General features: G+C 44.7%; 22 protein-coding genes, 1 rRNA gene and 1 other RNA gene. 22 read left to right on the top strand and 2 right to left on the bottom strand.

Annotated elements, in window-relative coordinates; genetic code table 11:
- The first annotated feature begins 8 nt into the window (after positions 1-8).
- Positions 9-662, top strand: coding sequence for an SDR family oxidoreductase (locus G475_RS0115185; protein ID WP_026702008.1), 654 nt, complete (start codon positions 9-11; stop codon positions 660-662).
- Positions 663-952: 290 nt separating this feature from the next.
- On the opposite strand, the gene G475_RS0115175 is transcribed toward G475_RS0115185, so the two are convergent.
- Complete coding sequence (locus tag G475_RS0115175; protein ID WP_026702006.1) at positions 953-1711, bottom strand: DUF817 domain-containing protein; 759 nt, start codon at positions 1709-1711, stop codon at positions 953-955.
- A gap of 239 nt (positions 1712-1950) precedes the next feature.
- Here G475_RS0115175 and G475_RS0115170 point away from each other — a divergent pair, with 239 nt between their 5' ends.
- The 12 genes from G475_RS0115170 (at position 1951) to G475_RS0115115 (ending at position 13814) form a co-directional block, all read left to right on the top strand.
- On the top strand, positions 1951-2964 hold the full coding sequence (locus G475_RS0115170) for a LacI family DNA-binding transcriptional regulator (protein WP_026702005.1): 1014 nt from the start codon (positions 1951-1953) through the stop codon (positions 2962-2964).
- 288 nt (positions 2965-3252) lie between these two features.
- The gene (locus tag G475_RS0115165) at positions 3253-4302 is read left to right on the top strand and encodes a tripartite tricarboxylate transporter substrate binding protein (RefSeq protein ID WP_026702004.1); all 1050 of its coding nucleotides are present in this window, start codon (positions 3253-3255) and stop codon (positions 4300-4302) included.
- Between the two features lie 61 nt (positions 4303-4363).
- Positions 4364-4816 (top strand): tripartite tricarboxylate transporter TctB family protein, encoded by a 453-nt coding sequence (locus G475_RS0115160; RefSeq protein WP_026702003.1) that lies wholly within the window; start codon positions 4364-4366, stop codon positions 4814-4816.
- A 25-nt stretch (positions 4817-4841) separates the two neighbouring features.
- Positions 4842-6335, top strand: a complete 1494-nt coding sequence (locus tag G475_RS0115155; RefSeq protein ID WP_026702002.1) for a tripartite tricarboxylate transporter permease — start codon at positions 4842-4844, stop codon at positions 6333-6335.
- 25 nt (positions 6336-6360) lie between these two features.
- Positions 6361-7515 (top strand): mandelate racemase/muconate lactonizing enzyme family protein, encoded by a 1155-nt coding sequence (locus G475_RS0115150; protein ID WP_026702001.1) that lies wholly within the window; start codon positions 6361-6363, stop codon positions 7513-7515.
- Positions 7516-7541: 26 nt separating this feature from the next.
- Positions 7542-9311, top strand: a complete 1770-nt coding sequence (locus tag G475_RS0115145) for an alkaline phosphatase family protein (protein ID WP_026702000.1) — start codon at positions 7542-7544, stop codon at positions 9309-9311.
- A gap of 171 nt (positions 9312-9482) precedes the next feature.
- A complete protein-coding gene (locus G475_RS0115140; RefSeq protein WP_026701999.1) occupies positions 9483-9689 on the top strand; it encodes a helix-turn-helix transcriptional regulator in 207 nt (68 codons plus the stop codon).
- 15 nt (positions 9690-9704) lie between these two features.
- On the top strand, positions 9705-10088 hold the full coding sequence (locus G475_RS0115135; protein WP_026701998.1) for a hypothetical protein: 384 nt from the start codon (positions 9705-9707) through the stop codon (positions 10086-10088).
- 23 nt (positions 10089-10111) lie between these two features.
- Positions 10112-11230, top strand: a complete 1119-nt coding sequence (locus G475_RS0115130; RefSeq protein WP_026701997.1) for a threonine synthase — start codon at positions 10112-10114, stop codon at positions 11228-11230.
- A gap of 223 nt (positions 11231-11453) precedes the next feature.
- Positions 11454-12668: a hypothetical protein gene (locus G475_RS0115125; protein ID WP_026701996.1), complete on the top strand. Its 1215-nt coding sequence runs from the start codon at positions 11454-11456 to the stop codon at positions 12666-12668.
- Positions 12669-12823: 155 nt separating this feature from the next.
- Positions 12824-13357, top strand: coding sequence for a TetR/AcrR family transcriptional regulator (locus G475_RS0115120; RefSeq protein ID WP_026701995.1), 534 nt, complete (start codon positions 12824-12826; stop codon positions 13355-13357).
- Between the two features lie 19 nt (positions 13358-13376).
- Positions 13377-13814 (top strand): small multi-drug export protein, encoded by a 438-nt coding sequence (locus G475_RS0115115; RefSeq protein WP_026701994.1) that lies wholly within the window; start codon positions 13377-13379, stop codon positions 13812-13814.
- Positions 13815-14122: 308 nt separating this feature from the next.
- Here G475_RS0115115 and G475_RS0115105 read toward each other — a convergent pair whose 3' ends face one another.
- Positions 14123-15256 carry an alcohol dehydrogenase catalytic domain-containing protein gene (locus G475_RS0115105; protein ID WP_026701993.1) on the bottom strand — a complete coding sequence of 378 codons (1134 nt, stop codon included), beginning with the start codon at positions 15254-15256 and terminating at the stop codon, positions 14123-14125.
- Positions 15257-15414: 158 nt separating this feature from the next.
- Between G475_RS0115105 and tadA the strand changes: the two genes are divergently transcribed.
- From tadA to G475_RS0115065, 9 genes are all read left to right on the top strand, one after another.
- Positions 15415-15903 (top strand): tRNA adenosine(34) deaminase TadA, encoded by a 489-nt coding sequence (tadA, locus tag G475_RS0115100; protein WP_156911735.1) that lies wholly within the window; start codon positions 15415-15417, stop codon positions 15901-15903.
- A gap of 67 nt (positions 15904-15970) precedes the next feature.
- On the top strand, positions 15971-16135 hold the full coding sequence (locus G475_RS26870) for a YycC family protein (protein WP_084414151.1): 165 nt from the start codon (positions 15971-15973) through the stop codon (positions 16133-16135).
- Positions 16136-16238: 103 nt separating this feature from the next.
- Positions 16239-16504: signal recognition particle sRNA large type (ffs, locus tag G475_RS26865), an RNA gene on the top strand.
- 232 nt (positions 16505-16736) lie between these two features.
- The gene (gene dnaX / locus G475_RS0115090; protein WP_026701991.1) at positions 16737-18452 is read left to right on the top strand and encodes a DNA polymerase III subunit gamma/tau; all 1716 of its coding nucleotides are present in this window, start codon (positions 16737-16739) and stop codon (positions 18450-18452) included.
- Positions 18453-18476: 24 nt separating this feature from the next.
- Complete coding sequence (locus G475_RS0115085) at positions 18477-18785, top strand: YbaB/EbfC family nucleoid-associated protein (protein ID WP_026701990.1); 309 nt, start codon at positions 18477-18479, stop codon at positions 18783-18785.
- A gap of 15 nt (positions 18786-18800) precedes the next feature.
- Positions 18801-19397, top strand: coding sequence for a recombination mediator RecR (recR, locus tag G475_RS0115080; RefSeq protein WP_026701989.1), 597 nt, complete (start codon positions 18801-18803; stop codon positions 19395-19397).
- Between the two features lie 15 nt (positions 19398-19412).
- Positions 19413-19634 carry a YaaL family protein gene (locus tag G475_RS0115075; RefSeq protein WP_026701988.1) on the top strand — a complete coding sequence of 74 codons (222 nt, stop codon included), beginning with the start codon at positions 19413-19415 and terminating at the stop codon, positions 19632-19634.
- A 230-nt stretch (positions 19635-19864) separates the two neighbouring features.
- Complete coding sequence (locus tag G475_RS0115070) at positions 19865-20128, top strand: pro-sigmaK processing inhibitor BofA family protein (RefSeq protein WP_026701987.1); 264 nt, start codon at positions 19865-19867, stop codon at positions 20126-20128.
- 316 nt (positions 20129-20444) lie between these two features.
- Positions 20445-20545, top strand: a 16S ribosomal RNA gene (locus G475_RS0115065); the annotation flags it as partial.

The raw sequence follows: 20545 nt of genomic DNA, 5'->3' as shown, positions 1-20545 counted from the left end.
GATGATTCATGATGAACGTTCTCGTTGTCGGCGCCAATGGACAGATTGGTAAGCATCTTGTTTCCTTTATTGAAGACAGTGATAACCTGAAAGCCAAAGCGATGATCCGCAAGCAGGAGCAGGCCTCTTATTTTGAAGATCTCGGAGCGCAGACCACTGTGGTGGATCTTGAAGATGAGATCGAAACGATTGCCAAAGCTGCGGAGGGTGTGGATGCGGTCGTATTCACTGCCGGCTCCGGACCCCATACCGGGAAAGATAAAACGATCTTAATTGACCTGGATGGTGCGGTGAAGACCATTAAGGCAGCAGAAAAAGCTGGAGTGAAGCGGTTTGTGATGATCAGCTCATTTGACACGACCCGGGAAGCCATCCAGGAAGCTCCATCCTCCTTTGCTCCATACGTTGCGGCTAAGCACTATGCAGATGAATGGCTGAAATCTACAGACCTGGAGTATACGATTATTCACCCCGGGATCCTTACCAACGAGGAAGGATCCGGGCAGGTGCAGGCAGCAGGGGAAGTGGCCAGGGGTGAAGTGCCCCGGGAGGATGTTGCACGTGTTATTACAGCCTGCCTCGAAAACGATGCAGCAATTGGAAAGGAATTTCAGGTCGTGGCAGGAACGACCTCTATTAAAGATGCAGTTCAGTCGCTTTAACAATAATGATAAAGTGACATGATCAACGAAGCTGAGTGGAAATTGGAACACATCCACGGCTTTCTTCTGCGGACATTTGTTCCGTTATTAGGCCAAATTATAGGATTTCCAGAGGTTTTTCGGACATTTGTTCCTCTATTTGAGGAAAAGCAGGTCGATTTCGTAATGAAAAGGAGAAATAGCGGAAAGAATGTCCTTTTCCTCCGCCAAAAAGGGAAATTATCAGGAAATAACGTATTATATGTCCGCAGGGAACAGAAAAAGGGTGCCCAAAACTATGGGCACCCTTTTTAGGAGCTTCGTTTTTCTTTTAAATGCTTTAACAGCGCAACGATCAGAAAGCTGACGATGACAAGCAGCAGCCACGAGCTGATTTTACCGAGATGGACAACCTCCCATTGCTGTTGTTGATGCGGGTAACTCCACGCGCCAAAAAACGTGGCGATATTTTCCGCGATCCAGATGAAAAAGCCGATAAGCACAAATGCCAGGGATAACGGCATGGGGTAGGTAGAGGTCCTCACCGTAAAATATACCATCGTGCGGAGAAACAGCAGAAGGGTGACAGCTTTCAATATCCAACGGATATCATAAACAAAATGGTGGGTGTAAAAATTAAAATAAATGGCTGCAGAGAGCAGAATCACTGTCCATGTCGGCGGCCAGTGCGTGAGCTGAAGATGCAGCCTCCGCCACGCCTGACACATGTAACTGGCGACACTGGCATACATAAACCCGCTGTACAGCGGGACACCAAATACTTTTGTTATGGCTTCTTCTGGATAACTCCACGATCCCATATGTACCTTGTATAATTCCAGCGCCAGTCCGATCAGGTGAAACACGCCGATCACTTTTAGCTCGTCTACGGTTTCCATGCGCAACAGAAACATCAACAGCTGTGTGCCGATACAAATCAAAAAGATGATATCATAGCGTGCGATGCCGGGGACATTTACCATTTGTGTAGCAGCCAGACTCAGAAAAATAATAACCGGGAAGAGACAGGACTTTGCCTGTTCCCATCCGAAATAGATTAATTGTCTCATCACAGCATCCAATCCAATACCGAGCAGGGCAGTCATCCATTTTTTTAGTTAGGATTTCACCCTGGAAGATGATTGTTTTCCATGTATTATTCTATAATAAAATAAAGTGTCTTGTATGTTTTTTATAAAAAATTACCTAACAAAAAGATTTTTCTGAAAAAGGAATGTTGACATACATTATTCACCACAGTATACTAATGACACAATCTAATCGATTAGATTTTTAGGAGTGGAAGCAGTTGGTCACCATTAAAGATATAGCAAAAAAGGCTGGAGTCTCCGTTGCAACAGTGTCTTACGTATTAAATGACCGACCGGTCAGCGATGAAATGAAGGGAAAAGTTTTACAGGCCATCGATGAATTAAATTATGTACCTAATGAAATTGCCAGAAGACTCAGGGTGAAGAAAAATCATACCATTGCTTTGGTACTGCCTGATATTACAAACCCTTTTTATCCTGACTTAGCAAAAGGCTGTCAAGACGCTGCAAAAGAAAACGGTTTCACTTTGATCATGATTAATACGGAGGATAAAGAAGACCAGCTGTCAGGAGCTATAAATCAAGTACGGCAGGGGGGGATAGATGGCCTGATTCTAGCAAACGCTATGAAAAGAGATATGTCGCAGGTGGAAGCACTGCTGGAAACTCCGATACCTGTTGTTTTTGCTCACCGAAGTATAAAAGAACTAGATGTGGATTCTGTCACTGCAGATAATTTTTCTGGTGGTTACACCGCTGCGAAACACCTTATATCCAGCGGCCATCAAAACATCGCGTTTATAGAGGGGCTGTTGGGATCGACTGTCAGTTTGAACCGGAAAGAAGGATTTAAAAAGGCAATGGAGGAAGCAGGTCTTGCTATTCGTCCTGAATGGATGATAAAAGGGGAGACCCACTATGATACCAGTTATAATGGAGCGTTAAATCTGCTGCGATCATCCGGTAGGGAAAGACCGACTGCTATATTTGCCAGCTCAGATCTTATGGCGTTAGGAGCGGTCGATGCAGCAAAGGAGGTAGGATTAGCGATTCCTGATGATATTGCGATCATCGGTTATGACGATTTATTTATGACCTCTTCCCTCCAGCTTACTACTGTACATGTGCCCCGCTATGAGATTGGCAGACAGGCTGTACTGATGTTGATTGATAAAATAAACGAAAAAAAGTCCAATCGAGAAACTAAGAATATTGTCCTCGATACATCACTGATGGTACGAAATTCTTGTGGAAGGCGCAGGGTTTATTAAAAACCAGCGAAGACTTTTTTATTTTTTGTCTGAAATCTAATCGATTAGATTTCGTTGGAAGCGTTTATAAAAAGAGAAATGAAAGCGGATACTATGTGCTTGATCGTTTGTAAAGGCTGTCATTAAGAAATGAAAAATAAACAAATACTTATATGAAACAGTATTCCTTATCAAGGAACATGACAGAGGGAGGTGATGTACAAACAAATGGAAGAAGCTTTATGCCATTTCATTAGAAGCCATTTTGAAAGCGTTGTAGGATTTTTATAATATTGGAGGTATAAAAAAATGAAAAAAAATAATTTTATTGGATTTATTGTTATGTTGTCCCTTTTGTTTATTTTAGCCGCATGCGGCTCCGATTCAAATGATAATGCGTCAGGGAGTAATGACAGTGACGAAAATGATGCCGGCAGTGAAGAAGATTCCGAACAAGAGTCTGAAGAAGTCGATTATCCAACCAAGCCGATTGAAATTGTTGTACCATGGGCCGCCGGAGGAAGCAGTGACCAGACAGCAAGGGCATTGGCGGAAGCGATAAGTGCCAATATTGATCAGGATGTAACCGTTACAAACAGAGAAGGTGCCGGTGGTACCATCGCTACAGCTGAAGTAGCGCAGACTCAGCCAGATGCACATACCATACTTTTGGATGCGGTTGGTGTGTTTACGACCCAGCCTCACCTTAAAGATGTCCAGTACTCCATTGATGATTTTCAAGCGATCACAGGTTTAACTTATGAACCAATTGTTTTAGCAGTGAATGGGGATTCCGAATGGGATACTCTGGATGATTTAATCGCAGAAAAAGATAAGGGTACTCAAATTTCATACGGCCATTCCGGTGCCGGTGGTTTACCGGACTTAGCACAGGCTGGTTTTTTTGATCAAGCCGGAATAGAAGCGGAAAGTATTGCCTATGAGGGCCAGAATCCGGCAGTATCGGCACTGCTGGGCGGGCATGTTGATACGATTGCAGCTCATCCAGGCAGTATTATGCAGCATGTGGAATCGGGAGACATTAAAATTTTAGGGATTTTCTCTCCGGAACGCTTTGATGAACTGCCGGACGTTCCCACTTTTGAAGAAAAAGGATATCCCATTGACATGAGCGTTTGGAAGTTCCTGCTTGTATCTCAGGAAACACCAGATGATGTAAAAAATAAATTAACAGAAATCGTTGAAGAAGCAATGGGCAGTGATCAATATCAGCAATTCCTTGAAGATGCCAACCTTACTCCTATGGATCTTGATGGAGATGAAGTAGTGGAAAGGTTGCAGGAGAATAATGAGCAGCATGGAGAGATCATTGAGAACATGGGTCTTTCCGCTGAGTAATAACAGAAGGATAGAGGGCGGAACTGCCCTCTATATCCTTATTTTCCAGGAGGAGTTATAAGTGGCATCCACAGAACGTTATATCTGGCTTTTTCTATTTATTGTAGGAGTAGTGATCTGGAAGATTTTAATTCCAACCCAAGTCCAAATAAATCAGAATTCATCTACGTATGGACCTGATTTTTTTCCAAATGTATTAGCTATAGCTGTGATTATTATAAGTGCACTCTCTTTTGCATGGACCTTTGTGAAGACGCCGGATCAGAAACAAAAAGAAACTTCCGGAAAGGACGAAGAAGGGAATAAGTGGGTTGGTTTCATTGTTTTTCTCATTATGGTGTTTTACGTCTACATTATTGACATTATTCATTATTTACCTGCCACCATCATTTCAATGCTACTGATTATGTGGGTGCTTTCCGTTAGAAAGTGGTATTTGTACATACTGATGATTGGCATTATCTTATTCATCCAGTATGTATTTGAAAATCTTTTGTATATTCAGCTTCCTTAGAATAAACATGTAAAGGGTGGGCCCTGTGGGAGAAATAATAGTAAACAGTTTAGGCGATGTCTTCGCGTTAAATAACCTTTTGGTTATCTTCCTGGGAGTATTCGCAGGCTTTATATTTGGTGCATTGCCGGGTCTGACCGCTACGATGGGAGTGGCGTTAATGCTCCCTATTACTTACGGAATGTCCCCGACTCTGGCGATGATGGCGTTATTGGGGATGTATTGTGGGGGGACATACGGAGGTTCGATCTCAGCCATTTTAATTAGAACTCCGGGAACCCCGGCTTCTGCTGCTACGGTAATGGATGGTTATGCGCTGGCAGAACAGGGAAAAGCGGCTGATGCTCTTCGCATGTCTCTGTATGCCTCCGTTTTTGCCGGAATATTTAGTGGTCTTGCTCTGCTTTTAATAGCTCCTCAACTGTCGAAGTTTGCACTGGAGTTTGGGCCGGCGGAATTTTTTGCTTTGGCTGTTTTTGGTTTAACAATGATCGCAAGTATAAGCGGGGACAATTTAAGAAAAGGCGTCATTATGGGGATCTTTGGAATGTTTGTGTCCACTATTGGAATTGATCCCATCGGCGGCTTATCCCGATTTTCCTTTGGGAATGACGAGCTGATCGGAGGAGTTAATCTTATCCCGGCATTAATAGGGTTGTTCGCGATTTCTGAAATCATTAATAAATCACGTACTGCCCATATACAATCAAAAGAAGAAGTTAGTCATGTAAAAAAAGCTGCCTCTTCCGCAGCAGCTTTTATGAAACATTTGAAAACAATTGTGAAATCAAGTGCGATTGGAACATTTATCGGGTCGATCCCGGGGACTGGTCCTGCCATTGCTTCCTTTTTAAGCTATAACGAGGCTAAAAGATCTTCGAAACATAAAGAGGAATTCGGGAAGGGATCCATGGACGGGATCGCAGCGGCAGAAGCAGGGAACAACGGGGTGACCGGGGCTACCTTGATTCCGTTGTTGACGCTTGGAATTCCAGGGGATACCGTAACAGCAGTGATGCTGGGAGCCCTGATGATGCAGGGACTTGCTCCAGGCCCGCAGCTTTTTCAGACCTCTGCAGATATGATGTATACGATTATGTTCGGGTTAATTCTTGTAAATATTATGATGCTGCTGCAAGGATTTTTTGCCATCCGATTTTTCGCAAAAATAAAAAATATCCCTGTTAACATGCTGCTTCCCGGCTTACTCATCCTTTGTTTCATTGGGTCATTTGCGGTGAATAACACGGTATTTGATGCCAAAATAATGCTTGTTTTTGGGTTGATCGGTTATATCGCTCCGAAATTCGGGTTTCCGGTTACTCCCATGCTGCTGGGTATCGTTTTGGGACCAATTGCAGAGACCTCTTTCAGGCAGGCTTTATCCGTTTCCAGAGGAGACTGGATGATTTTTGTGACGGAACCCATTTCTTTGGTGTTTCTTTTATTATCTCTGGTGTCGATTTCTTTACCGTTTATTAAATTTTTGAGCAATAAAAAGAGAAGCCAGAAAGCTTAACCAAAAGTAAAAAGGAGTAGGAGAAATGAAAATTATTGATGTTATACCTCATGTACTAACCACCCCGCTGGAAGAGCCTTTTTCTTTTTCCCAGGGCTGGGTGCATCAACGAAGCACAGTTATTACAGAAATCGTCACGGATGAGGGGATCACCGGCTGGGGAGAATCCCTTTGTCATGGCCTTCAGCCTCCGGAAATCGCAGCATCATTCATCAATTATTGTTTTAAGCCGCTGTTGTTGGAAAAAGATCCTTTTGATGTGGAAGTATTGTGGGAAGAAATGTATAACGTCTCCAGACCTTACGGCCAGTCCGGAGCCGCGGTCAATGCCATAAGCGGTGTGGACATTGCACTTTGGGATATCATCGGAAAAAGCGTAAATAAACCGGTAAGTAAGTTAATAGGGGGCACTTTTCGTACCGAAATTACTCCATATGCGACAGGATTTTACCGGAAAAAGAATCAGGATGATATAGAAGCTGGCATTAATGAAGCAAAATCACATTTATCCAAAGGATTTAAAGCCTTTAAATTGAAAACCGGATTTGGCGTGGAAGCAGATCTGGAATACATTCATGAAATCCGGAAAGCTGTCGGAGAAGAACCAAAAATTATGCTGGATGCCAATGGGGCGTATAATGCTTCTCTGGCGCGGAGAATTTTACTGGAAAGTGAATCCGATAATATTCACTTTTTCGAAGAGCCATTGCCGCCGGAGGATTTAGAAGGGTATAAACAGCTGAAAAATCTTACGAAAACCTATGTAGCAGCCGGGGAAAATATTTTCGGGAAAATAGGGTACCGGCACTGGATTTCCGGTGGTGCTTTGGATATCCTGCAGCCGGATCTATGTTCTTCCGGTGGATTTACGGAAGGAAAGAAAATTGCGGCCATGGCGCAGGCCTATAATACCATGCTCATCCCTCATGTGTGGGGCTCCGGTATTGGTCTTGCTGCTTCGATGCAATATATAGCCTCGCTGCCTCCTATTCCTTTGTCCCTGAATCCGATGGAGCCGTATCTGGAATATGATCAATCCTCCCATCCGTTCCGGGAAGATCTGATATATGATGCGGTCCGGATGGAAAACGGAAAAGTCAATATCCCTGAAAAACCCGGTATCGGGGTGGAGATCAACCGGGACGTCATTAAGGAATACAGCGTCCAAGTGTTTCAGTAACATTACTAGCATGGAGGGAAAGCGGCATGAGAGAACAAAAAGTCATCGTTTTTGGGGTAGATGGTTTAATTCCGGAATTGGTTTATAAATTTGCGGAAGAAGGGTACTTGCCCAACATGAACAAAATGTTAAAAGAAGGAGCCGGTTCTGAATTACTGCCTTACATCTCAACATGGGGAGATGTGAACTGGGTATCGTTTCTAGCGGGACAGGCTCCCGGGGACTGCTGGAAAGGCCAGAATGTACCTAAAGAGAACGAAGGGAATCTGCTTGGCAGGATGGAGCAGGAGCGCAAAAAAGCGGCGTTGGTCCACTTTCCTCAGACGCTGTCCACGGAAGGAACCAATCATTTTTGTTTTGCGCCGTATTACGGTAAGCCTTCTTTTGAAGCGGCGCCGTCAGCGGTGTACACAACAAATCCGGATCAATGGCCGGAAAAAAAGGGCAACGAGTTTCTGGGATGGCCGCCGGTTGGAACACTTGCCCATCATATCAAAAGCAATCGGTTCCCTATCGAAAAAACAGACGAAGCCTTTGCCTTTTCCATCCAGCTTCAGAGCGGCGGCGAAGTTGCCGTAACCATACAGCCGTTGACCGAGGATAAGGTAGCATTGTTGCTGCCTGGTGGATATACAATGGAAATAACAGAGGACCACTGGTCGGAGTGGGGAACGATTCCCCTGGAGAACGGGAAAAACGGATGGACACGATTTAAACTCGTTCACTATGACCGGGATAAACAGCAAATAGATCTGCTCCAATCGCAGATAACGATAGAAGGCGAGTTGTCCAACGACACGGAGCTCGAAGAATATCTCTTGAACCAATGCGGTCCTTTTATTTCTAACTGGACGGTTACAGCCTCCCCGGAAGAAAAGTATCATGAGACAAGTTTTGAAGAAGGAAAGTATCAGGCGATGTGGCTGGCAGAAGCAGCGCTTGGCCTGCTGAGCGAAAAAGACTATCATTTATTTGCCACCGTGTTTCGATTAAATGATGAAACGCATCATACCAGTCTGGGAAAATACGACCCTGCTTCTCCGTTTTATACACCGGAAGAAGCTCCTGTGTATGAAGAAAATATGCGGAAAAGCTATGAAGTACTCGATCAGGCGGTCGGAAAAATCCTGGAAGAAAAGCAGGAAGATACTACATTGATTGTCGCCTCGGATCACGGAGATGTACCAAATCATTATTTCTGTGATATACACAAACGGCTGGAAGAATGCGGTCTTTGTGTGTTGGATGAAGAAGGAAAGCAGGTAATCAGCGAATCAAAAGCCTACCTTAAAGATGAAAGAGGCGGCATGGAAGTATTTGTGAACCTGCAGGGCAGAGACGAAAAAGGCACCGTACCGCCGGAAGAATATGAGCAGGTGCAGAATGCTGTGTTTCAGGCACTGACCACCTGGAGTTACACGACACCGAAGGAAACGCTGCCAGTAACGGCTTTGACCATAAAGAAACAGGACGCAGCTATTATCGGCTACTGGGGCCCGAATGTTGGAGATGTTGTGTTCGCCTACAATAAAGGATTCGTCTGGGGAAAGAATAACAAAGATGTGACCGCGCCCGTCTCCGAACCGGGAGCGAACCACGGCCCGCAGATTCCAACAGCTTCGACCAGCCATTCCTCCAATTTAGGCATCGCTTTGTTTTATGGAAATTCTGTCAACAGTAATCTTCCCTCTTCCCCTAACGAAGCTCCGTTTTCAATGGCCCAGGCAGGAGAAACCATTGCTAAACTTTTAAAAGTAGACAAAAGAGACACCCTGGATACGAAAGTATTGAAATAACCCCCCTATTATAATTAAATGTATAAAAGAAGTCTGCAGCTGTTATTAGCTGCAGACTTTCTTTATACAAGGTAAGTACGGCTGCTCATAACCATAAAGAATTTTTGTAAAGTGAACTTGACGTAAAGTTAGCTTTACTTTACCATGTAAAAATAGGTGGTGATGGGGGCATTGAAAAATAAAATGCAGGAACATAGGAAAACACGGGGGTTTTCTCAGGAGAAGCTGGCTCAAACGTTGGGTGTTTCGAGACAAACCATTATTTCTATAGAAAAAGGAAGGTACAAACCGTCTCTTCCCTTGGCTATGATTATCGCCGAGATATTTGATACCAGGGTTGAAGATATTTTTATTCTGGAAGAAGAGGATTATAAGTGATGGGGAGGGTGCAGGATGAAGAATAAAACGTTTCAGATTCAATTTGTTATTTTCGGTTTTTTGTTTTTACTTTTCAGTACGGTTATCGGTATAGCTGCGGTGTCGGGCGGGGTATTTCCTTTAGGCCACGACCTGGTCTTATTTGGCGTTAGTGTGATGGCGTTTTGCAATGCTTACCTTTATCCGCAATTTAAAGAAAATGATGAGCGGACGAAGCAGATACGCGAAAAAGGGATGTTTGTCAGTTATTTCTTTATTTTAAGTTATATGTTAGTCCTGATGGGACTTTTTCAGTTTCAGGCGATAAGCTTGAGTGGTTATCAGACTGTCAGCCTGCTGGCGGCATTGACGATGATGACGGTTTTTCTTTCCTTCGTCGTTACCGCTAAACGAACGTAATAGAAGGAAAAGGAGAGAGTGTTATGGGTTGGAAAGAGATAAAAAACATGTATTGCCTGCGATGTGGCATGGAGTACGCGGCTGGTGATTTTTTTAAGGGCTGTCCGCGCTGTCTGGCGGAAGGGAAGCCGGCCAGTGTTTCCTTTCAGTATCACCCCTCTGGGCTGCACCAAGCCCCGTCCGATGAGCTGCTTCCCTATAACGACCGGCCATATGCTGGTGAAGGACAGACACCGCATATTTATCATTCTTCGTTGTCGGATACATATAAAGTGGAAATATGGTTCAAAAATGAAGGCCAGAATCCAACCGGTTCTCATAAGGATAGAATGAGTCCATATATTGTACAGCGGGCGATAGAAGCAGGCTTCACGACGGTAGCTTCGGCTTCAAGCGGGAATGCCGGAGCTTCCCTTGCTGCTTACGCTGCGATGGCTGGTATGAAAGGTGTCATTCTAACGACGCGCGGGATAAACCCTATATGGAAACAGGCGATAGAAAAAACAGAAGCCACTATCATTTGGAAAGACTACCCGATGGAGCGATGGGCTCATATGAAAGAAGAGGTGGAGAAAGGGAACTGGTATCCTGCCACCAATTTTATGAATCCTCCTGTCGGCAGTAATCCATTTGGCGTGCAAGGTTTAAAGAGTATCGCTTTTGAAATCATCGAGGATATGGAAAAGCTGCCGGGTGTTATTGTTATTCCAACTTCCAGAGGAGACTTGTTGTGGGGGATTTGGGAAGGATTTAAACAGGCCTATGACAGGCAGGTTATTTCCGAGCTGCCCCGGCTGCTGGCAGTGGAACCCTTTGCTCGGTTGCAGGCTGTACGACACGGGGCTTCCTATATCGGCAATTTTGAAGGGAACGCTGCGGAAACTCCTTCTGTTGCTGGAACCACGGTGACCTATCAAAGTGTGAAAGCCTTGCAGGAATCCGGGGGAGAAGCGGTGGTCGTGCCGACGGAGAGAGCGGAAGCAGAACAACAGGAATTAGCAGAAGCCGGCATTTACGCGGAACGCTCGTCATCGCTTGTCCTCGGAGCCCTCAAACAGGCACGGCGGACCGGCATGGTGCAGGAAGGGGAAAAAGTTCTCCTGCTGCTCTCCTCCAACGGCTATAAAGAACTTCTGGTATAGGATTCCATATTTGGCAAAATCGATGACTTCCCTTTTATGTTCTCCAACAAAAAATATATCAGAAGCCAGCTTTTTCGTTAGATCGGCATTGGATAAGCGGTGCTGCTTTTTTATGGTGCGGAAGTTTAGAAAAAGCGATACAGGGAAAATAACTAACAAATGGAAAATCACGGAAAAAGCACGCATGGTATAAAAAATAAAAAGAGAGGAGTACAGTGTTTTTATGGCTACCGCTTATCAAAATGCCAGGGACGTTTTTAACACTTATTTTGCTGGTTCAAAGGGTCATCTTGACACAATGGATGATTATGAAAACCCTGACACGGGGGAAGTGTATCATGATGGCGCCCACTTTATGAGACTTGCTCTTGATATTCAGTTTCTCAGTGTTCTGGAATATTTCGCTTGCCACATCACTCGAGAGAATCAAACATTCAAGGAGGAAGCAGGGGAGAAGCTGAATGAGGCAATTGAAAAACTTCATTTAAAATGGAGAGAAGAAGGTATGGATAAAGTACGGCCGTTTGATGCTCCAGGTATGAGTTTAACGCTGCAGGCGATGATTTATGCTAAACGTTATAATTATAAGCGTTTAAAATCAGTTGATTCTCCTGTACAAACCATGGTAGACGAACTGTATCACCGTTCGAAGGAGAATCTGGAAGATGAATATTTGAATTCTATCGTGCAGGATAGTACCCGCACGTTCAGACAACACGTTTTAGATCAGGAGTATAGGGAGCCGAGTACCTACACCCCTTATTTTTCTACAAATATAGTGGCCCTTTATGGTGCGAGTTTAGCTTTAGATTCTTACTTGATTACCCACCAACAAAATAACCACAAATCTTCTGCTCCTGCTGACTATCCTCTTTATGGCAGAATTGAGGAGATTGGATATTATATAAAGGCAATGAACTATAATCATCAGGTAGAGGGGAGAGAAGGAAAAGTGGGCGGTGGAGAAAGCTCCAGCAGAAGAAATGAAATTCATGCGGGATATAACAGCTGGGTCGCCTGGAGTATAGCCCAAATGGCTTTTGGCCTTGTTTATCCTCCAAGTATTGCTGATGATAATGATTCTGTATTTTTTTCTGAATCCAGGGAAATGCAGGATGGTTTCACAGCAACCTATTATCGAAGTAACGAGACTGTTCCATTTATTTATGATAGAAACGGTACGATCATGGACGGTGGGAATGCAGTGGGTTATTTATATCCCATGATCTTCGCAGAAACCGCTGGGAGTGATTCTTTCCTGCCATGGCTGGATGAAGCTGTCTATGCTTATTGCGAAAGGGAACAAATCGGAAGTCCTTTTAAGGATGCCATTGTTCGTATTTGTGAAATAGATCATGATACGACAGGATCTTTTTTCCACAGGGCTCTAACGGGGCTTACGATGGGGATGTTGAGAGGGCTGACCTTTAGTTGTTAATAAAAGCAAAGCCTGCTGGGAGATGGACAGCAGGCTTACATACTTCCGGACTTTTTTGAAACATTATTGACTTCCCCTCCTTGATTGTTTGTCACGAAATCTGTAAAATAAATACCTACCAAATGGTTGGTAGGTTGAATGAAAGGGGAGTAATCATGGAAAAACAACAGCAGATTCTTGAGGGAGCTTCTAAAGTTGTTGCAGAGCAGGGACTGCATCGCCTGACACTGGATGCGGTCGCCAAAGAATGCGGGCTGAGCAAAGCGGGACTTATTCATCACTTCCCTAATAAAGAGGGTCTGATTACTGCGATGAATGAAGAGGTGGCAGCCCGTTTTACGCGAAGCATCGAAGACGCTTACCGACAGGAATCTTCCTATAATAAAGCATATCTGGATGGATCACTTAAAGAACTGAATGGCCCGGATGTTTTGAATGTCAGTACGAGCCTGCTGGCTGCAGCTGCAACGAACCGGGAGTTGATTCAGCCCTGGAATGAAAAATATCAGGACATGGATGCCAAGATGAAACAGGATGGGGTTTCCGATGAACTGGCCCAAATAGTCCGGCTTGTCAGTGACGGGTTGTGGTTTGCCAATATGTTTGATCTGCTTCCCCTGTCCGAAGAGAAACAGAAAAACATCAAAACGTATATATTCGAGTTGATCGAGAAAGAAAAAAAGAGCTGAAAAAAGGGGGGAAGGCGGAATGTTGGAATATCTATTGCTTGCGATTTCTGCACTGGGAATGGGGTATATCCCTTTTTTTGAAATCTATCTCGCTATTCCTGCGATGATGGTAGCAGGGATGGGGCCGGTGTCAGCAGTAATATGGGCAGGACTTGGGAATTTTGCGGGAGTACCCACGATTCTCTTTTTTTATGATCAGTTAAGTAAAATTCCCCGCTTCCAAAACTGGCTGCACCGTATGGAGCACAACCGGTTCCGTGCGAAAATAGAACGTTACGGCGGTATCATGGTTTTATTAACGACTGTTTTTGTCGGCGTGTGGGCAGTGGCAGCCATATGCCGCTCTCTTGGAATGAGTAGAAGGAAATTAATGCTTACCACCGGGGTCAGTATTTTTGTATACAGCGTCTTAACAGCTTACTCGGTACAGGTCGGGCTGGATTGGTTTCAGTCTTGATCAGTGAAAGTGTCCCGCCTGCATCGGTTGCTTGGAGTCATCCAGGGTTTTGCGGGAAAAGCTAAATTTTGGGCGTTTTTTCGAAGAACCGGTTTTATCACAAACCGATCGGACATATATTCCGCTATTTCTTCGATTTTTCCCATGTTGAAGGGGGCATCGGACATATATTCCGTTATTCTCCCTTTTTAGCGTAAAAGAAGTGGTCCAACCCTCGGATAGCGGAACAAATGTCCGAAAAAGCCAGCCCACCTCGCACAATCTGCCATTTAACGGAATAAATGTCCGAAGAGTATGCCCGCTCCCTCTTAAGGTTTAAGGATCGCTTTGATGTTGCCGTCTTCTTTTTGATCAAAAATACGGTATGCTTCAGGCGCTTCCGTTAAAGGCATGGAGTGGGTAATAATATCAGTTGGATCGATATAGCCGTTTTCGACCATGTTATATAACCCCGGCATTAAATGAATGACTGGAGCCTGTCCCATGGTGAGTCCTACGTTCCGGCTGAAAAAGTCGCCAATCGGAAAATTGTTGGCCTCGGTGCCATACACACCAGTCAACTGGACCATGCCGAATTTTTTCACGGCCTGAGATGCCGTGACAATCGGACTGATCGTGCCAAATTGATTATCTCCGTCGGAACCAAACGTAGTATTTGGGGGCACGGTACCGTCCATGCCAACACAGTCAATGATAACCTCAGCTCCGCCTTTTGTGTTTTCATGCAGAACCTTGCCAATTTCTTCATGTCTGCTGAAATTATACGTTTCTACGTGGTTGGTACGCTCTGCATGCTCAAGCCGGTGCGGCACCTGGTCCACAGCGATAACGCGGGAGGCTCCCCGGAGCCAGGCAAATTTCTGTGCCATAAGGCCGATTGGACCGCAGCCCAGCACAATGACGGTATCTCCGTTGGTCACTCCGCTGTTTTCCACACTCCAGTAGGCAGTGGGAATCACATCGGAGAGAAACATCACACTTTCATCTTCCAATTCACTGTTTTCGGGAACTTTAAAAGAAGTAAAATCAGCATAAGGAACTCTCAGGTATTCAGCCTGGCCGCCGGGATAGTCGCCCATGATTTCTGAAAAACCGAAGAGGCCGCCAATTTCGCCGTGAGGGTTGGAATGATCACACTGGCTTTCCATCTGATGGGTGCAGTAATAGCATTCCCCGCAGCCAATGTTAAAAGGGATCACGACCCGGTCGCCTTTTTTCAGGGTTTTTACTTCCGGACCGGTCTCCTCTACAATTCCCATCGGTTCATGGCCGACGACGTAGTCCTGAGGCAGGGGGAAACCGCCTTTGTACAAATGCAGATCGGATCCGCATATGCCGGTAGCAGTGATTCTTACAATCATATCGTCTTTTTGCCGAATGGTTGGTGTCTCGATTTCTTTTACCCGCATCTGATCTTTATCCTGAAACGTTACAGCCTGCATTCGAACCATCCTTTCTATAAGGCACTCTGAATGATATAAGGCTCACGTGCCATTTGTCATCTTCCTTCCCATAAAAAAAAGCAATCAAACACACGGAACGCGCAAGTTTGATAAAATAAGATGTTAGAACAATGTAAAATGAAGGAGTGCCTGAGGTATTGGAAGAGCAATGGATGAAGGCAGCGATAGAAGAAGCGGAAAAGGCGGAAAAAGCAGGGGAAGTCCCGATCGGCTGCGTTATTGTGTATCAGAACCAGATCATAGGAAGAGGGTATAATCAACGGGAATGCAGCCAGCAGTCTGCTGCCCACGCGGAGATGCTGGCTATAAAGGAAGCGTGTGCTTTTTTAGGAAGCTGGCGCCTGGAAGACTGCACCTTGTACGTTACCCTGGAGCCCTGTCCCATGTGCGCTGGGGCTGTTGTTCAGTCCCGTATCCCTCACGTTGTCTACGGTGCTCCTGATCCGAAAGCAGGATGTGCCGGTACATTAATGAACCTTCTGGAAGAAGAACGTTTTAACCACCGCTGTTCGGTTCAATCGAATGTGCTGCTGGAGGAATGCAGTCATTTGCTGACGGCATTTTTTCAGAAACTGCGCATGCAAAAGCGGCAGGAAAAAAAGAAGACAAAAGAAGTCGAAGAATGACGATTGGATTCATAAAATACCCGTGATATAGTAGTTATAGAATGTGTGAAATGCGGGAGGGAAAACGGTGCGTCCAAATCAATTTTCAGCAGAAACAGCTCAAAAACTAGCCGAGAAACTGAATATGCCAATCGAACATATTGTTCATACACCTCCACAGGTAATTATGGAGAAAATTTCGGAACTGGAAAAGAAAGAAGAGGAAGCGGGGATGGAAAAAAACAACAGATAGAATTTTTTCTTTCCTGCACGTTATCTATTGCGTTTTCATTTTAAAACAGATATACTGAGTAATGCGCTCTTTAGAAGAGTGCCTGAATAAGTTAACAAATTTGCCGTGCTAGGCGGGGAGGTAGCGGTGCCCTGCACTCGCAATCCGCTATAGCGAGGCTGAATCCCTTCTCGAGGCTTTGTTTCCGTGAGGCCTGACCCGTGTAAGTGGTGTTGACGTCCGGGTTCTGTGCAACGGAAACCCGTGAACCCTGTCAGGTCCGGAAGGAAGCAGCAGTAAGCGGCCTCTTCTGTGTGCCGCAGAGTCGCCTGGGCCGAGCTAACTGCCCGGGTAACGCTCATGGATTCATTGCCGACAGAAGGTGCACGGCTTTATACATAATACTTAGAAAAAACGGCTCCAAATGGGCGGTTTTTTTTTATAAGCAAATCCGTTGTTATTTTGTTATTATGTTAAAGGTTTATGAACGACATAGTATCAAAGCAAGAGCGAAAAGCGTCTGTCTGAAGCGGATGCGTAGAAACTCCCAGATGTATTTGAGCTTTGAAAACTGTCTTTGGAACCGGTATAATAGAACAAGAAAAGAAAGGAGGTCCCGGGGGTGAGTTATAAGGCGCTGTACCGGGTTTGGCGCCCGCAGGAACTGCAGGATGTAGTGGGTCAGGAACACATTACCCAAACCCTTCAAAATGCATTAGGACAGGAAAAATTTTCCCACGCCTATTTATTCAGCGGACCGCGTGGCACAGGCAAGACAAGCGCCGCTAAGATTCTGGCAAAAGCTATTAATTGTGAAAAAGCGCCGGTGCGGGAACCGTGCAACGAATGTGCGGCCTGTAGAGGCATTACCGATGGCTCTGTTGTAGATATTATTGAAATTGATGCAGCTTCCAACAACGGAGTAGATGAAATAAGATATATCCGGGATAACGTCATCGCAGCTCCCAGGGACGTCCGTTACAAAGTATATATCATCGATGAGGTTCATATGCTTTCCACGGGAGCGTTTAACGCCCTGCTCAAGACCCTGGAAGAACCGCCGAAACATGCTGTCTTCATCTTAGCGACCACGGAGCCCCACAAAATACCATTAACGATCATTTCCCGCTGCCAGCGTTTTGATTTTAAACAGATCACTGCCCACGATTTGGTGGGAAGGATGAAGTATATTCTCGAGGCCCAGGGATGGGAAGCGGAAGAAGATGCTTTATACTTAATCGCAAGGGCAGCGGAAGGCGGTATGCGGGATGCCCTCAGCCTTCTGGATCAGGCTGTTTCTTTCTCGGAAGATGTGATTACGGCAGACGATGTCCTGGCTATTACAGGCACTGTGTCTCAGCAATTTTTAACAAAAGTAGTGCATGCTTTGAAAAATCAGGACACTCCTGCCGCCGTAGAAGCAGCTGATCAAATGATACGGGACGGAAAAGATCCCCTTCAATTCATGGGAGATATGATTTATTATTTCAGAGACATGCTCCTGTATAAAACAGCTCCCCGCTTAGATGAAATTATGGATCGTGTCACAGTGGATGAAAACTTTGAGGAGCTTTCCCAAAAAACAGAGACCAACTGGTTATATGAGGTGATCAACCGGCTGAACTATTATCATCAGGAGATGAAATGGGCCAGCCACCCCAAGATTTTTCTGGAAATGGCATTGATTAACATATGTCATACAGCGGAAAATCAGCAGACTCAAACTGGGGGAGCAGAAACAGAAGAAGTGCAATCGTTAAAAGAAAAAATAGCCCGGCTGGAAGAGAGGATAAAACATTGGAAATCCCCGTCCCCCTCGTCTTCTCAGGAAGCACCTGCCGTAGAAACAGGCAAAGCAGCGCGCGGGCAGACAGCCAAAAATATTTCTGCCGGGCTCGGGGGAGAAGGAAAAGTCCGGGAAGTGTTAAAAAGTGCTACAAAACAGGAACTGCAGTCCGTCGTGAATCAATGGAGTACCGTCATGAAAGAAGTCAAGCAGCAAAGTGTACCGGCGCATGCGTGGCTGAGTGACGCGAAACCGGTTGTTTCTGACGGGGGGACGGTGGTTCTGGCTTTCCAAAACGAAATGCACCGTAATATGGTGGATACAAAATTCCGTGCTCTTATCGAAGGAGCATTGGAAAAGTCCGGAAAGCCGTTATATCTTTTAACCGTTCAATCTGTGCATTGGGAAAAGATAAAAGAGGAATTTAAACAAAAACAGCAGGAACAAGAAGGATCAGAAGACCCGTCTGAAGAAAAAGAGGACACAGCAGATCCGCTCGTCGATGAAGCGGTAAAACTTTTTGGCTCGGACCTGGTGGAAATTGAAGAATAATTTTTTACGATGGAGGTTATGTAAATGAAAAACCAAGGAAATATGATGAAACAGATGCAGAAAATGCAAAAGCAGATGCAAAAAGCGCAGGAAGAATTAAAAGAAAAAACGGTGGAAGCAACGTCCGGAGGAGGAGCCGTAAAGGTAACAGCAGCCGGAGATAAACGAATTGTTGATATCGAAATTGATGAGAATGTAGTTGATCCGGAAGATGTAGAAATGCTGCAGGACCTCATCCTGGCTGCAATGAATGAAGCGTTGAAAAAAGTAGATGAGTTAACCGAGCAGGATTTAGGAAAGCTCACCAAAGGATTGAATATCCCCGGCATGTGATAGGAGGAGGATGTGGTGCAGTATCCAACGCCTATATCCAAATTAATAGAAGGATTCATGAAATTGCCGGGTATCGGCCCCAAAACGGCGAGCCGCCTGGCTTTTTATGTGCTTGATATGAAGGAAGACGATGTCCTGGATTTTGCTAAATCATTAGTTAATGCCAAACGAGATTTAACCTATTGTTCTATCTGTCATCACATTACAGATATTGACCCCTGCAGAATATGCGAAGATAAAGAACGGGACCAGACCTCTGTGTGTGTGGTACAGGATTCTAAAGATGTGATGGCCATGGAAAAAATGAGAGAGTATACCGGGCTTTATCACGTCCTGCACGGGGCGATTTCGCCTATGGATGGGATTGGTCCGGAAGATATAAAAATTCCGGAACTTATAAAACGCCTTCAGAATGATGAAATTCAAGAAGTGATTGTAGCCACCAACCCGACCATTGAAGGGGAAGCGACTGCGATGTATATATCCCGCCTGGTGAAACCCACAGGGATTAAAGTAACTCGTCTCGCTCATGGTCTGCCTATCGGAGGGGATTTGGAGTACGCGGATGAAGTTACGCTGTCCAAAGCTATTGAGGGGCGTAGAGAACTTTAAGGTGGGGAAAACGGTATGTTGTTTCAAAAGAAAAGTATTCATCAAGCGGAAAACGAACGATTGGTTCACCTGATTCAAACGATAAAAGAGGATTTGGATAAATACCAGCATCTTATAGATAGAAGCGTAGAACCTTCATTGGACATTCAGACAGAATTAAAACGAAAACGGGCTAAGTATATGTTTTTGTTAAAAGAAGCGCGTCACCGCCGTGTCAACGGTTATGACAGAGTATAGCTTTACCGATCCGGGGCGCGCGTACGTATGACCGCCTGCTCCTAAAGAGGACCCTTATAGTGCTGCACTCCAAAAGATTGAGTGGAAACTTACTTATGGATGTTGCTGCCTGGTGGGAGCCTCTTTTTTATGGCATTCTGATTTACCCATACAACTTTTTACTTCTTTTAGGGATAACCTTTCGGGCCTGTACATATATATGGAGGAAAAAGTGATATGGAGGGAAGATAGTGGATCCAATTCTTTATATTTCGTTGGCAGGGATAGGAGTTTGTTTATTTTTTTTGTTGGGTGGAGGGAAAAAGCCGATTAAGTGGGCAGGCGGTATATTGGTAAAACTCGTTATAGGAGCCTTGGCCTTATTCTTTCTGAATGCTTTTGGCAGCGCCGTTGATTACCATCTGCCTATAAATGCAGTAACAGTATCTGTGTCTGGACTTTTAGGCATTCCAGGTATTTTAATGCTGGTTGCCGTAGATATTTTCATTCTCTGATAAAAAATTTTTGTGTGTTGTTGACATTTTTTTATAAAACGTTATAATGGGAATTCCCTTCGATAAAGAGAGGGATCAACAGTACTTCCGCCGTTTCTTTATAGAAAAGGTACGGAAGAAAATAAATCATTTCGACAAAAAACAACATTTTAGGTTGACTTTGTTTTGAAGAAATGATATTATATAAAAGTCGCCAAAAAAGGCGGAGACATATGAACTGCCCTTTGAAAATTGAATGAAAGTCAAGCGTCTGTCAATTCAAAGACGATTCAACGGTGTTGAATCGCATGATTTATGTTTTGCTAGTTCAAACTTTTTAATGGAGAGTTTGATCCTGGCTCAGGACGAACGCTGGCGGCGTGCCTAATACATGCAAGTCGAGCGCGGGAAGCAGGCAGCCCCTCTTCGGAGGGAATG

The sequence above is a fragment of the Salibacterium aidingense DSM 18341 genome, assembly GCF_000429685.1.
Classification (GTDB): Bacteria; Bacillota; Bacilli; order Bacillales; family Marinococcaceae; genus Salibacterium; species Salibacterium aidingense.
This window is presented reverse-complemented; position numbering and strand designations above follow the sequence as displayed.